General features: G+C 72.7%; 13 protein-coding genes. 11 read left to right on the top strand and 2 right to left on the bottom strand.

Annotated features, from left to right (window positions below):
• Nucleotides 1-291: 291 nt before the first annotated feature.
• From ABD644_RS08175 to ABD644_RS08160, 4 genes are all read left to right on the top strand, one after another.
• Nucleotides 292-2997: an HAD-IC family P-type ATPase gene (locus ABD644_RS08175; RefSeq protein ID WP_344688264.1), complete on the top strand. Its 2706-nt coding sequence runs from the start codon at nucleotides 292-294 to the stop codon at nucleotides 2995-2997.
• A 968-nt stretch (nucleotides 2998-3965) separates the two neighbouring features.
• The gene (locus ABD644_RS08170; protein WP_344688263.1) at nucleotides 3966-4232 is read left to right on the top strand and encodes a hypothetical protein; all 267 of its coding nucleotides are present in this window, start codon (nucleotides 3966-3968) and stop codon (nucleotides 4230-4232) included.
• Between the two features lie 28 nt (nucleotides 4233-4260).
• Entirely contained in the window at nucleotides 4261-4509 is a 249-nt protein-coding gene (locus tag ABD644_RS08165; RefSeq protein WP_344688262.1) for an SHOCT domain-containing protein, read from the top strand.
• Between the two features lie 125 nt (nucleotides 4510-4634).
• Entirely contained in the window at nucleotides 4635-5966 is a 1332-nt protein-coding gene (locus ABD644_RS08160; RefSeq protein WP_344688261.1) for a multicopper oxidase family protein, read from the top strand.
• A 42-nt stretch (nucleotides 5967-6008) separates the two neighbouring features.
• On the opposite strand, the gene ABD644_RS08155 is transcribed toward ABD644_RS08160, so the two are convergent.
• Together ABD644_RS08155 and ABD644_RS08150 are read right to left on the bottom strand one after the other, a co-directional pair.
• Nucleotides 6009-6332: a DUF305 domain-containing protein gene (locus ABD644_RS08155; protein ID WP_344688260.1), complete on the bottom strand. Its 324-nt coding sequence runs from the start codon at nucleotides 6330-6332 to the stop codon at nucleotides 6009-6011.
• Between the two features lie 118 nt (nucleotides 6333-6450).
• Nucleotides 6451-6858 (bottom strand): four-helix bundle copper-binding protein, encoded by a 408-nt coding sequence (locus ABD644_RS08150; RefSeq protein WP_344688259.1) that lies wholly within the window; start codon nucleotides 6856-6858, stop codon nucleotides 6451-6453.
• Between the two features lie 118 nt (nucleotides 6859-6976).
• On the opposite strand from ABD644_RS08150, the gene ABD644_RS08145 reads away from it, so the two are divergent.
• From ABD644_RS08145 to ABD644_RS08115, 7 genes are all read left to right on the top strand, one after another.
• On the top strand, nucleotides 6977-7357 hold the full coding sequence (locus tag ABD644_RS08145; protein WP_344688258.1) for an ArsR/SmtB family transcription factor: 381 nt from the start codon (nucleotides 6977-6979) through the stop codon (nucleotides 7355-7357).
• 157 nt (nucleotides 7358-7514) lie between these two features.
• Nucleotides 7515-7856, top strand: coding sequence for an NADH-quinone oxidoreductase subunit A (locus ABD644_RS08140; RefSeq protein WP_344688257.1), 342 nt, complete (start codon nucleotides 7515-7517; stop codon nucleotides 7854-7856).
• Complete coding sequence (locus ABD644_RS08135; protein WP_344688256.1) at nucleotides 7847-9058, top strand: hypothetical protein; 1212 nt, start codon at nucleotides 7847-7849, stop codon at nucleotides 9056-9058. Before ABD644_RS08140 ends, ABD644_RS08135 begins: the two co-directional genes overlap by 10 nt.
• Nucleotides 9051-9995, top strand: a complete 945-nt coding sequence (locus ABD644_RS08130) for an NADH-quinone oxidoreductase subunit H (protein ID WP_344688255.1) — start codon at nucleotides 9051-9053, stop codon at nucleotides 9993-9995. Before ABD644_RS08135 ends, ABD644_RS08130 begins: the two co-directional genes overlap by 8 nt.
• 10 nt (nucleotides 9996-10005) lie before the next feature.
• Complete coding sequence (locus tag ABD644_RS08125; protein ID WP_344688254.1) at nucleotides 10006-10587, top strand: NADH-quinone oxidoreductase subunit J; 582 nt, start codon at nucleotides 10006-10008, stop codon at nucleotides 10585-10587.
• Nucleotides 10584-10901, top strand: coding sequence for an NADH-quinone oxidoreductase subunit NuoK (locus tag ABD644_RS08120; protein WP_344688252.1), 318 nt, complete (start codon nucleotides 10584-10586; stop codon nucleotides 10899-10901). Before ABD644_RS08125 ends, ABD644_RS08120 begins: the two co-directional genes overlap by 4 nt.
• Nucleotides 10898-12835: a proton-conducting transporter transmembrane domain-containing protein gene (locus ABD644_RS08115; RefSeq protein ID WP_344688251.1), complete on the top strand. Its 1938-nt coding sequence runs from the start codon at nucleotides 10898-10900 to the stop codon at nucleotides 12833-12835. The genes ABD644_RS08120 and ABD644_RS08115 overlap by 4 nt, the downstream gene beginning before the upstream one ends.
• The last annotated feature ends 2 nt before the right edge of the window (nucleotides 12836-12837 follow it).

The raw sequence follows: 12837 nt of genomic DNA, 5'->3' as shown, positions 1-12837 counted from the left end.
GACGCGTCTACGGGTCGCGGGACACCTGTCGGTGTCCCGCGACCGCGGTGGAGCGGGTGACGGGAATCGAACCCGCGTAATCAGCTTGGAAGGCTCGGTTTCTCCGCGTTCCTTCCCGCTGGTCAAAGGCTTCCTCGCCCTACCCCGTGCCTTCTACGTGCCTCGGCGGATCCCGGCCGAGGCGCATACCTGTACTGCCCCGCTGCTACTTCCGGAGCGATGGGGCTTTCGGCTACCTCGTGCGGACCAAGCTCCCTGGGCGACGGTCGCGCGCCGGAGTGGGCTGGGGTCGTGGCGGAGACGTTGACCGAACGGACGAGCGACCACCACGGCCTGGCGGCGCACGAGGTGCTGCTGCTGCTGGAGAGCGACCCGGTCGACGGCCTGAGCGAGGCCGAGGCTGAGAGCCGGCTGCGACGGTACGGACACAATGTGCTGCCGGCGGCGAAGCCGGACGGGCCGCTGGTCCGGGTGCTGCGGCAGCTGAACTCACCGCTGGTGCTGATCCTGATGGTGGCAGGGGTGGTCACAGCGGCCCTCGGCGAGCCGGTGGACTCCTCGGTGATCTTCGGCGTGGTGTTGCTCAACACCGTGGTCGGCTATCTGCAGGAGACGAAGGCGCAGGCGGCGCTGGATGCGCTGCGCGGGATGGTGCGTACCGAGGCGCGCGTGGTGCGTGAGGGGCGCTCGTACCGGGTGCCCTCGGAGGACGTGGTTCCCGGGGACCTGGTTCTGGTCGAGGCCGGGGACAAGGTGCCCGCCGATCTGCGGCTCATCCGGCTCTCTGAGCTGCGAGCCGACGAATCCGCGCTGACCGGGGAATCGCAGCCTGCGGTCAAGGACGAGGTGGCCCTGCCGGTGGAAACCCCGGTCGCGGACCGGCGCAACATGCTTTACGCCGGAACCCTGCTCACCAGCGGGTCCGGAGCCGGGGTGGTGGCGGCCAGCGGCGCGGAGACCGAGCTCGGTGAGATCCACCGCCTGGTCGGCGCCGCCGAGCCGCTGGCCACGCCGCTGACCCGCAAGATCGCCCGGTTCAGCCGGATCCTGACCGTGGTCATCCTGGCGCTGGCCGCGGTCACCTTCGCGGTAGGCGTGGTGCGCGGCGAGCGGGCCGTGGAGATGTTCACCGCCGCGATCGCGCTCGCCGTCGGCGCGATCCCCGAGGGCCTGCCGGCTGCGGTGACCATCACGCTGGCAATCGGGGTGGCACGGATGGCCCGTCGCCGGGCGGTGGTCCGCCGGCTTCCCGCGGTGGAGACCCTCGGCAGCACCACGGTCATCTGCACCGACAAGACCGGCACCCTCACCGAGAACCAGATGACCGTCCGCCAGCTGTGGATTCCCTCCGCACGGTACGAAGCGACCGGCTCCGGCTACGCGCCGGAGGGCCACATCGTCGACCGGCAGGGTCGGCCCGCCGACGTCACGGCGGATGAGGCGTTGCGTTGGTGCCTGCTGGCCGGTGCAGGCTGCAACGACGCCTCGGTCGGTACGAAGGACGGCCGGCCCACCATCGTCGGGGACCCGACCGAGGCGGCAATGCTCGTCGTCGCAGGCAAGGCCGGCCTGGCCGCGGACGTGCTCTCGGCACTGCCCCGGATGGACACCCTGCCGTTCAGCTCCGAACGGCAGTACATGGCCACGCTGCACGCCGATCCCGTGGCCCGGCGACGGGTCGTGCTGGTCAAGGGTGCCGTCGAGCGGGTGCTGCCACTGTGCCGCGCGCAGATGGGCGCCGACGGCACGACCCGCCCGCTGGATCCGGACGCCGCGCTGCACGCGGCCGACGGCCTCGCCGCAGAGGGGTTGCGGGTGCTGGCCACGGCGGTGCAGTTCGTCGCCGAGGACGCCGACCTCGACGAGTCGGCGCTCGGCGGAACGCTGCTGTTCTGCGGGCTGCAGGCGATGCTCGACCCGCCGCGCCCGGCCGCCGCCGACGCGGTCGCGGCCTGCCATGCCGCCGGCATCGCGGTCAAGATGATCACCGGCGACCACGCGAAGACCGCCACCGCCATCGCCGGCGCGATCGGGCTGCTGCCGGGGCGACATCCCGGCGACGTCCTCACCGGGGCCGATCTCCGGGAGCTGCCCGACGCCGACTACCCCGACGCCGTCGACCGGGCCGCGGTGTTCGCGCGGGTGTCCCCGGAGCAGAAGCTGCGGCTGGTCGAGGCGCTGCAGGCCCGCGGCCGCGTGGTGGCCATGACCGGCGACGGCGTCAACGACGCCCCGGCCCTGCGCCAGGCCGACATCGGGATCGCGATGGGCGCCGGCGGCACCGAGGTCGCCAAAGAAGCCGCCGACATGGTGCTCACCGACGACGACTTCGGAACCATCGAGGGCGCCGTGGAGGAGGGCCGCGGCGTGTTCGACAACCTGTCGAAGTTCATCGTGTGGACCCTGCCGACGAACATGGGGGAGGGCCTGGTCATCCTGGTGGCGATCGCGCTGGGCTCGGCGCTGCCGATCCTGCCCACGCAGATCCTGTGGATCAACATGACCACCGCCGTGCTGCTCGGGCTCACCCTGGCTTTCGAGCCCAAGGAGCCGGGCATCATGCACCGGCCGCCCAGGGACCCCGCCCGGCCGCTGCTCACCCGCGCCCTCGTCATCCGCATCCTGATGCTCTCCGTGCTGATGGTTGCCGCCACGTGGTGGCTGTTCGAGTGGGAGCTCGGTGGCGGCGCTTCGCTCGCCGAGGCCCGCACGGCTGCGGTCAACTTGTTCGTCGGGATCGAAGTGCTCTACCTGTTCAGCTGCCGCACCCTCGACGCGCCCGTCCGCCGGGTCGGCCTTTTGTCCAACCGCTGGGTGCTCGGCGGCGTGGCCCTGCAGGTCCTCGCCCAGGCCGCCTTGACCTACCTGCCCGCCCTCAACAGCGCGTTCGGCACCGCTCCGCTCGGCCTCCGCACCTGGCTATTCATCGCTGCCCTCTCCGTCGCTGCCTGGACCATCGTGGCCCTCGACAAGCGGCTCAGGCATCGAATCGTTTGAGCCGGTGCGGGAGCTGCCCGGGGGCCAACCGTCCTGCACATGGACGCAGTCCTCGGCGCCACCACCGACGGCAGCCGCGTCCTGCTGGACACACGCAGGTTCCGCGCGATCCGCGTCGCGGACCCGAGGAGGGCCCGAGGGCCGCCATCCCGACGGCGAGGGCTGGCAGGCTCGAACGTGAACGATGTGGCGGGACACCTGTGAACGGTGTCCCGCGACATCGCAGTGGAGCGGGTGACGGGAATCGAACCCGCACAGGCAGCTTGGAAGGCTTGAGACTCCAGGTGCCGTCCTCGCAGGTCAGCGCCCAGGCAAGTGATTGCCATGCGTTCTGTGTGCCTCATCGCACTGCCGGTGGCGGCCGGACAAGAGGTTCCCGCGCTCGCTCGGCATGCTGGCATTCGTGGTGCTGTCTTGGCCGCTGCAAGTGCGGCTGCGCAGGGGCGGCGGGTCCGAGGGCATAGGCGATGAGAGCCATCCGTTACCCGCTTGAGACAACTATGCAGCCTCGTACTACCGTCCCCTCTGGCCGCCCGGCTGCAGCTCCTCGACCCGAGGTCTCCGGGTGGCCCGCTGAGCGGCATCCCCCGACGGTGCGCAGATCCTCGCCACCACCGAGCAGGGAATGCTCCGCTCACGCGACGGTGGTCGGTCCTGGGAGCCGGTGGCGGGCGCTCCACTCCTACAGGTGGTCGCTTGGGCCGGCGCCGGCAGCACGGTGGCGGGCGTGACCCCGGCGGGAGTGGTGTGGACCAGCGGGGACGGAGCTGCCACATGGGCGGAGGGGACCGGGCTCGGCGAGGCCCGCAAGCCGTGACGGCGGACATCACCAGCGAGGGCCCGGCGCGGATCGTGGTCGTCACGGAGGCAGGCATGTGCGAGTCGATGGACGGCGGAAATGCCTTCGAACCCCGCCGGACCGGCGACTGATGCGCTCGAACTTATACCCCCCGGGGTATTCTGGGGTTATGCGGTCGACCGGTTGGCAGGACGTGCTCGCCGGTCCCGGAGGGCCGGTCGGGGCCGGTGCCGGATGGGGGAGCGCGATCGCGTGGCTGGTCGCGGTGGCGGTTCTCGTCTTCCTGCTGGTCTTCGTGTGGTGGGTAGTCGGGCGCGGCCGCCGCCGGGGTCGGGGAGAGGAACTGGCGCTGCGCCGCTACGACCTGCAGCGCCCCGCGGACCCGGAGCGCGGCCCGGACGGCGCCCCGAAGGCGAGGGGACGTCGTCGGCGCTGACCTGACGGAGGAGACGAGGGGAGAGACCGTGGGATTCGACATGGGCACGGGCTGGATGTGGCTGTTCTGGCTGCTGCTGACCATTGGGGTTGTGCTGCTAGCCGTGGTCACCGTCCGGGCGCTCGGCGGCGGTATCACCCGGGGCGACGGCCGGGACGGTCGCGCGTCGGGGGAGCAGAGCCGTGCGCGGCAGGTCCTCGACGAGCGCTACGCGCGGGGCGAGATCAGCACGGAGGAGTACCAGGAGCGGCTGCGGGTGCTGGGCGGGGACTCCTAGTGCGGCCGATCAACCGTCGCCGGGCTCTGCAACTGGGCGGGCTGGGGCTGCTCAGCGTCGCGGTCGGCGGTACCGGGCTCGCGCTGGGGGGTGGGTCGCGGCTCGATCCCGAAGTGGGTGGGGAGATGGCTGAACCGGAGACCCTGCGCAGCGCGGACGGCGCCCTGCAGGCGCGGCTCGAGGCGGTCGCGGGCCCGGTGCGCATCGCGGGCCGGGAAGCGACCGCCTACGGCTACAACGGTGGCGTCCCCGGTCCCACGCTGCGGCTGCGCCCGGGTGATCGGCTGCAGATCCGGCTGGTCAACCGGCTGGACGCCCCGACCAACCTGCACGTGCACGGCCTGCACGTCTCCCCGGAGGGCAACGGCGACAACATCTTCGTCACCGTCGACCCGGGGGAGTCCTTCGACTACGACTACCGGCTGCCCGAGGATCACCCGCCCGGGGTGTTCTGGTACCACCCGCACCACCACGGAACGGTCGCCGACCAGCTCTTCGGTGGCCTTTACGGCGCCATCGTCGTCGAGGACCCCGAGGAGCTGCCGGTGGCCCGGGAGCGAGTGCTGGTGGTCTCCGACACCAGCCTCGATGCTGCCGGGCGGCTGCGGCAGCCGTCGACGATGGAGCGGATGATGGGCCGCGAGGGCGAGCTGATCCTGGTCAACGGCCAGGTCCGGCCCGTCCTGACCGCCCGTCCGGGCGAGCGGGAGCGGTGGCGGGTGGTCAACGCCTGCACCTCGCGCTACGTACGGTTGCGTCTGGACGGCCAGCAGTTGGATCTGCTGGGCATCGACTCCGGTCGGTACGCCGAGCCGCGCCGGGTCGAGGAGATCGTGCTGGCCACGGGCAACCGTGCCGACCTGCTGGTCACCACTGCCGCCGGTACCAGCACGTTGCAGGCGCTGGGGGTCGACCGCGGCGGCATGGGCGGCATGATGGGCGGCTCGGTGTCCGGGGACGTCGGACCGCTGGCCACCCTCGAGGTGACCGGTGACGAGGCGGCCCCAGCGGCGCCCGTGCCGCCGTCGCCGCGGTCTCGTGACCTGCGCGGCACCGAGGTGACCGAGCGCCGACGGCTCACGTTCGACATGGGCATGGGCGGCGGGATGGGCGGTGGCATGGGGCCCGGGGGGATGACCTTCACCATCGACGGCCGCGAGTTCGATCCCGACCGGATCGACCAGACCGTGTCCGTCGGGACGGTGGAGGAGTGGACGATCACCAACACCTCCCCGATGGACCACCCGATGCACCTGCACGTGTGGCCCATGCAGATCGTCGCCGAAGGCGGCCGGCCGGTCGACGACGTCCGGTGGCAGGACGTCGTCAACATCCCCGCCGGCGGCGAGGCCACCGTCCGGGTCGCCTTCGACGATTTCAGCGGCCGGACCGTCTACCACTGCCACATCCTCGACCACGAGGACAACGGCATGATGGGCGTCATCGCGGCCGGCTGACGTCAAGCACGGTCCGCCGGCCGGCGACCCGCCGGCCGACGGTCAGCTTGTGGGGCAGTCCCGCTCCGCGGCCACCTCGAACTCGGGGACCGAACGGGACTCCGCCTCCTCCGGTGTGGTGGCCGGCCCGTTGCGCTCGATGTCCGCGATCAGCCAGTCCATCTCGAGGATCTCCCGGCGCTGCCCCTCGCTGATGGACCGAGCCAGCTCGCAGACGCGCACGTCGCTGATCTCGGCCCGCTCGGAACGGGTGATCGCCATGCAGTGGTGGGGGATCATCGCGCTCATCCAGCCGGAGTCCTGCACGGTGGTCTGACTGCGGTCCAGGAACACGCCCACACCCAGCAGTAGAAGGCTGATCGCCACGAACTGCTGATCGTCGTGCTGGTCTCGAGGGAGGCGGCAGAACCTCGCCGCCCGGGCGCCCACGAGGCCTCTGCCACACGGGTTGCCCGGGCGGTCGGCCTGCCGGGACCGGCCCCGGTCAGCCCAGTGAGGTGATGAGGTCGCGGCAGGCCTGCTCGCAGCGTCGGCAGGCTTCGGCGCAGACCCGGCAGTGCTCGTGCATCTCGGCGTGCTGCGCGCACTCGTCGCCGCAGGCCTTGCAGGCCGCGGCACAGGCCTCGAGTACCGCGCGGGTGAGATTGGCGTCGTAGCCGGTGTGCCGGGACAGGACCCGTCCCGTGGTGTCGCAGATGTCAGCGCAGTCGAGGTTGGTGCGGATGCACTTCGTAAGCTCGGCGACCATGTCCTCGCTGAGGCAGGCATCCGCGCACGCGGTGCACGCCTGCGCGCACTCGACGCAGGCCTCGATGCAGGCGCGGAGTTTCTCCTTGTCCACCCCGCCGAGGTCCTTGGGGTAGGTGTCGAGCATCTGGGCTGCCACCGTCATGGCTACCTCCTGGGGTTCCCGGCGCCGGAGGCTCGGATGCCGTCCGGGACTGTCGCCGACGACCCCCGCATACCCGTAGATCCGTACGGGTATGGGTGAACTGGAGGTGCTTTTCTCGATGTCCGATGCCGCCCACGCGCACCCCGTCGACCCCGACCGCGTCGCCCATGCTCGTGCCCGACTGCCGAGTCGGGATGAGGCCGCCCAGCTGACGAGCGTGCTGAGCCTCATGGCCGACCCCACCCGTGCCCGCGTACTCTTCGCGCTCGACCTGGTCGAGGAGCTCTGCGTCGGCGATCTGGCCCTGGCGCTCGAGAGCAACGAGGACGCCGTCGGATACGCCCTGCGATTGCTGCGGACGGCCGGCCTGGTCGTCAATCGGAAGCAGGGTCGGGTGGTCTACTACCGCCTGGCCGACGGCTTCCCCGAGCCGCTGCGGGAGCACTGCCTCCGCCAGCTCGTGGTGCTCTCCGAGGCGCCGGCCCCGGACGACGGGTGACCACGCAGAGATCGTGACCGGTCGGCCGTCCGCTCGTTCGGCGAGCCTTTCCGTCCTGCCCTACGGTCGACAACATCCGCACGGTCGTCCGGATGTCACGGATCCGTCCGGCCCAGCCCCGGCCGTTCCAGTCGAGACCTCGCAGCGAGGAGGCGACATGTTTGCCGTGTTGTCGTTGCTGGCCCTCGTGGTGGCCGGCGTTGCCGGGCTCTACGCCCTGTCGTTCGTCGTCCGCGGTGCCCGCGGGAGCGCCGCCGTCCTGCCTTACGAGTCGGGGTTGCTCCCGCAGCAGCACGCGGTGTCCCGCTACCACGCGCGCTGGTACGCGATCACGGTCCTCTTCCTGGCCTTCGACATGGAGATGATCTTCATGTACCCGTGGGCGGTCGTCGTCGCGGACATGGGCGCCACGGCCGTCATCGAGATGTTCGGCTTCCTGACCGTCCTGCTCGTCGGGGTGACGTACGTCTGGCGTGAAGGTGCGCTGCGATGGACCTGATCTCCCGGCTCGGCGCGTGGGCCCTGGCGCGGCCGCGCGTCCTCGTGGTGGACGCCCCGGGGAGCGACGAGCACCGGTGGCGAGCGGAGGCAGAGCTGGACCGTCGCGGCTGGCCCCTCGGCGTTGGCCCTGCTGACACCGACCTCCTCCTCGTCCTGGGCGCGCCGGGGCGGGAGCTGGCTGCCGCGGTCGACGTGGTCTGGAGCCAGATCCCCGCACCGCGAGCTCGCGTCGGCCTGCGCGCCAGCGACGACGTCGCGGCAGCCCTCGACGCAGGGCGGGCCGCACTGCGGGAGCGTGCCCGCTCCGGGTCGTTCGACCACCGCCCGAGCCCCGGCTCATTGCTCGGCAAGGAAGACGAGCAGGCGCACGAGGGCATGGACCACGGGGGTGGTCACGAGGGCATGGACCACGGGGGTGGTCACGAGGGCATGGACCACGGGGGTGGTCACGAGGGCATGGACCACGGGGGTGGTCACGAGGGCATGGACCACGGGGGTGGTCACGTGGGCATGGACCACGGGGGTGGTCACGAGGGCCACCACATGCATCACGGCGGCGAGGTCGCCGGACTCCCCATGGCGATGACTGGGCCGGACCGGGACGGCCTCGAGCTCGATGTCCTGAAAGTGTCCTTGGGCCCGGTGCTGCCGGGCTGGCCGACCGGCCTCCTGCTCCGCGCCGAGCTGCAAGGTGATGTCCTCACCGGTGCGGCCTTCTCGTGGCTGGATGTCGAGTCCCTGCCGGCTGCCCGGTCCGAACTCGACCCGCGGCAGGTCGGGCTGGACCATTTGGCCCGTTTTCTGCTCGTGGCCGGCTGGCCCACGGCTGCCCGCGACGCCCGAAGCGCCCGCGACGGGCTCCGTTCGGAAGACCGCGCTTCGCGGGCGGCTGCGGAGGATCTGGCCGAGCGGCTGGCCCGGAGGGTCGGCCGCTCCCGAGTGCTGGCGTGGACGGCCGCCGGCGTGGGCTGCTCGCCACGCGGTGAGCGCACCGCCTCCGGCGGCTCGGTCACAGACCGGCTCCGGCACTGGTGCGAGGTGGCCGGTGGCCGTACCGGCGACGACATCGGACTGCCGACCCTGGAGGACGTCGCCGACATGGTCGACGGCGCCGAGATCGGGACCGCGAGGCTCGTCGTGGCGGCACTCGGCCTCGAACCCGTTCCCGCGTGGCCCTCACCGGAGTCCGCCCGTGCCTGACACCCAGACGCTGCCCGACACGTGGGGCGTGGTGCCGGCCGTCCTAGTCGTCGCCCTGGTCGGTGTGGCCCTGGGGCTGGTGGTGGCCGCCGCCGACCGTGCCGTGCTCACCGGTCGGGCAGCCGGGGCGGCGGTCGAGCCGCTGCGGGCGGGCGCCCGTCTCCTGCTGGAGCAGCGGCGCACCACCCTGGCGCCGGACCGGTTGCTGTGGCGGCTGGGATGCGTGGCGGTGCCGACGCTGGCCCTGCTGTCGTGGGCCGTCGTCCCGGTGGGCGGACGGACCCTGTGGTCGACCAGCGCGGACCTGGTGTGGTTCAACGCCATGGAGGCGCTGCTGTGGGCCGCGCTCTGGCTGGTCGGGTGGGGGCCCAACTCGTTTCACGCGCTGACCGGCGGCTACCGGTTCCTCGCCCAGGGGCTGGCGTACGAACTGCCGCTCATGTTCGCGCTGGTCACGGTCGGTGTGGGTGCCGGATCCCTGCGGACCACGGACGTGCTCGCCGCCCAGGACGGTCTGTGGTTCGTAGTGACCATGCCGGTGGCGTTCGCCGTCTTCGTCGCCAGTGCCGCCGCCTTCGCCTTCTGGGGGCCGTTCGCCGCGCCCACCGCGGCCGACATCGCCGGCGGGGTCACCTCGGAGCTGTCGGGCGTGGACCGGTTGCTGGTCGAGGCAGGCCGGGCGATCTTCCTGGGGGCCACCGCCGCCATGGCCGCGGCCCTGTTCCTGGGCGGGGACTCCGGACCGTGGCTCCCCGGCCCGGTGTGGCACCTGCTCAAGACTCTCGTCGTCGTCGCGGCTCTCGTGTGGATCGGCCGGCGGCTGCCCGTCCTGCGCCCCGACCGGACCGTCGAGGTCGGCTGGATGGTGCTGGTGCCACTGACGCTGCTGCAGGCGCTGGTCGTCGCCGTGCTCGTGCTGGCCGGGTTCTACGCATGAGGAGGACGGGGTGCTGAGCGACCTGTCTGGCTGGGTGATCGCCGTGGTCGCGGTGCTCGGCGTGCTGTCGGTGGCGGCGGGGATCGCGGTGTTCGTCGTGGACTCGATGGCCCGGGCGACGTTCGCGCTGCTCGGCTCGTTCCTGGCCGTCGCGGGGATCCTGCTCGTCCTCGACCTGGTCTATCTGGCCGTGGTGACGGCGCTGATGATGACGATCGAGATGGCGATCATGGCCGTCTTCATGATCATGTTCATGATGAACCCGGCCGGGCTCATGCCGATGACCATGGTGCACAACGCCAAGGGCTCGGCCGTCGTGGGCGCCGGCGCGTTCGTCGTCCTGGCCGTCGGGATTTGGGCGATCGACTGGCCGACCCGCTCCGGAGAGCCGCCTGCGGACAGCACCCGGCAGCTCGGCCAGGCGCTCATGGGCAGCCACATGCTGGTCATGCTGACCATCGGCATCGCGCTGTTCGCCACGATCCTGGCCGGCACCGTGCTGGCGACGGCCCGTGGGCGCTACGACCGCTTCGGCGCCGACCTCACCGCCGGGCGGCCTGCTGACCCGGTGCCCGGGGGGCTGCCCCGATGACCGCGGAACTGGTGCTGCAGATCGTGCTGACCGTCGCCGCTGGGCTGGTCGGTGTCGGGCTGTTCGGTGCGCTGTCCCAGCAGTCGATCGTCATGGTGATGATGGGCCTGGAGCTGGTGCTCAACGGCGTGCTGCTGGCCGGGGGAGCGGCCTGGTTCTTCCTCGCTCCCGAGCTCCCCGACGCACAGGTGCTGGTCGTCGTCGCCCTGGTGGTCATGGCGGTGGAGATGGCGATGGGCTTCGCCGTCACCGTCGCCATCTACCGCGCCCGCCAGGTGGACATGGTCGACATGGCCACGGACCTGCGCGGATGACCGCCGCCCTGGCCGCCCTGGTGCTGCTGCCCGCCGTGGGCGGCGCGGGCCTGCTGGTCACAGGACGGCGGGCCGACCGCGTCGCCGGGCCGCTCGCCCTCGCGCTCACCGCAGGAGCGCTGGTGCTCGCCGCGGTCGTGGCCGCCGCCCGGCCGCGGCTGTCGGCGCCCTTCCTCGGCATCGTCGACGGTGGCGACCTTCGGCTGATCGTCGACGGGTTGTCCGCCGTCCTGGTGGTCCTCGTCGCCGGGATCGCGCTACTGGTGACGGTCTTCGCCGTCGCGGACCTCCCCGCCGATGCCGCCCGGGCCCGCTTCTTCGGGCTCGTCCTGCTGTTCGTCGCCGCCATGCTGGCCACCGTCACCGCAGCAACGCTGCCGGCGCTGCTGCTGGCGTGGGAGGTGATGGGCGCGACCTCCTACGCGCTGATCGGCTTCCGCTGGGACGAGCCCGGCAAGCTCGCCGCCGGCACGCGGGCGTTCGTCACCACCCGGGCCGGCGACCTCGGCCTGTACGTGGCCGCTGGCGCGGCCCTGGCGGCCACGGGCAGCCTGGTGCTCGCCGACCTGGACGCCGCCGAGGGTGGCTGGGCGGATCTCGCCGCGGCCGGCGTGCTCGTCGCCGCGCTGGGCAAGTCGGCGCAGTTGCCCTTCTCGGCCTGGCTCTCGGCGGCCATGCAGGGCCCCAGCCCGGTCAGCGCCCTCCTGCACTCGGCCACCATGGTCGCAGCCGGCGGCTACCTGCTCATCCGCATGCAGCCGCTGCTGGCCGCGACCGGCTGGGCCGCGACCGCGGCGGCGTGGGCCGGGGCGCTCACCGCGCTGGTCCTCGGTGCGGTCGCCGTCGCCCAGTCCGACCTCAAGCAGCTGCTGGCCGCCAGCACCGCCGCGCAGCTCGGCTTCGTCGTGCTCGCCGCCGGGGTGGGAGCCACCGCCGGCGGCACCGCGCAGCTGGTGGCGCACGCCGCAGTGAAGGCCGGCCTCTTCGTCGCCGCGGGCGCCTGGCTCACCGCGCTGGGCACCAAGCAGCTGGCCGGGCTCCGCGGCGCCGCCCGGCGATACCCGGGGATGGGCGCGGCGGCCACGGTGGCCGCCCTGGCCCTGGCGGGCGTGCCACCGCTGTCGCTGTGGGCGACGAAGGACGAGGTCCTGGCCGGGGTCGAGGGGACCGCACTGACCGTCGTGGCCCTTGCTGCCGCGGTGCTCTCTGCCGTCTACGCCGGGCGCATCCTGGCCGTCGTCCTGGCCCGCCCCACGGGCGAGGAGCCCCTCGACGAGGAGGAGCCGGGAACCCACCGCATCCCGCTGCCGTCCCGGGCGGCGGCCGGGATCCTCGCGGTGTTCGCCGCCGGGCTCGGTGTCCTCGCCCTGCCCGCCGTGGCCGACGCGCTGAAGGCGGTGCTGGACGCGGAGGGCGAGCCGTCACCGGGACTCGGCGATCTGCTGCTCTCCGGTGCGCTCGCCGTGGTCGCACTGGCGCTGACCGTCGCCGGGAGCCGGGCCCGGCCGGGGTTCGCCCCGGCGCTCGAGCGGAGTCCGCTGGCTTCCTGGGCCGGGCTCGGCCACCTGCTCTCGCCCCGGCCGGCGCTGGCGCTGGCCCGGGTACTGGCCGCCGTCGACGACCGCGGGATCGACCGCGCCGTCCGCGGCGTGGGGCTCGCCGCCCACCGGATCGCGCGGCTGGCCGCCCGCGCCGACGACGGCGGGATCGACCGCGCGGTCGCCGCCGTGGCCGGCGGCACCCGGCGGGGCGCAGCGAGCGCTGCCCGGGGCGACAGCCGCGTGATCGACGGCGCCGTCCGTGGCCTGGCCCGGGCCGTCCGCCGCGCCGGTTCGGCCGCCCGGCGGCCGCAGACCGGGCTGCTGCACCAGTACTACGCCCAGGCCGTCGCCGGCCTCGGGGTCCTGCTCGTCCTCCTGCTCCTGGTGAGGTGACC

Source organism: Blastococcus jejuensis (assembly GCF_039534705.1).
Classification (GTDB): domain Bacteria; phylum Actinomycetota; class Actinomycetes; order Mycobacteriales; family Geodermatophilaceae; genus Blastococcus_B; species Blastococcus_B jejuensis.
The sequence above is the reverse complement of the archived record's forward strand: the minus strand, read 5'-3'. Positions and strand labels throughout refer to the sequence as shown.

What these genes read in the sequence shown, in the direction of transcription:
- ABD644_RS08160 (WP_344688261.1), top strand. Translation starts at nt 4,635, where the DNA reads ATGGCTGAACCGGAGACCCTGCGCAGCGCGGACGGCGCCCTGCAGGCG.
- ABD644_RS08150 (WP_344688259.1), bottom strand. Translation starts at nt 6,858, where the DNA reads ATGACGGTGGCAGCCCAGATGCTCGACACCTACCCCAAGGACCTCGGC.
- ABD644_RS08140 (WP_344688257.1), top strand. Translation starts at nt 7,515, where the DNA reads ATGTTTGCCGTGTTGTCGTTGCTGGCCCTCGTGGTGGCCGGCGTTGCC.
- ABD644_RS08145 (WP_344688258.1), top strand. Translation starts at nt 6,977, where the DNA reads ATGTCCGATGCCGCCCACGCGCACCCCGTCGACCCCGACCGCGTCGCC.
- ABD644_RS08135 (WP_344688256.1), top strand. Translation starts at nt 7,847, where the DNA reads ATGGACCTGATCTCCCGGCTCGGCGCGTGGGCCCTGGCGCGGCCGCGC.
- ABD644_RS08115 (WP_344688251.1), top strand. Translation starts at nt 10,898, where the DNA reads ATGACCGCCGCCCTGGCCGCCCTGGTGCTGCTGCCCGCCGTGGGCGGC.
- ABD644_RS08170 (WP_344688263.1), top strand. Translation starts at nt 3,966, where the DNA reads ATGCGGTCGACCGGTTGGCAGGACGTGCTCGCCGGTCCCGGAGGGCCG.
- ABD644_RS08120 (WP_344688252.1), top strand. Translation starts at nt 10,584, where the DNA reads ATGACCGCGGAACTGGTGCTGCAGATCGTGCTGACCGTCGCCGCTGGG.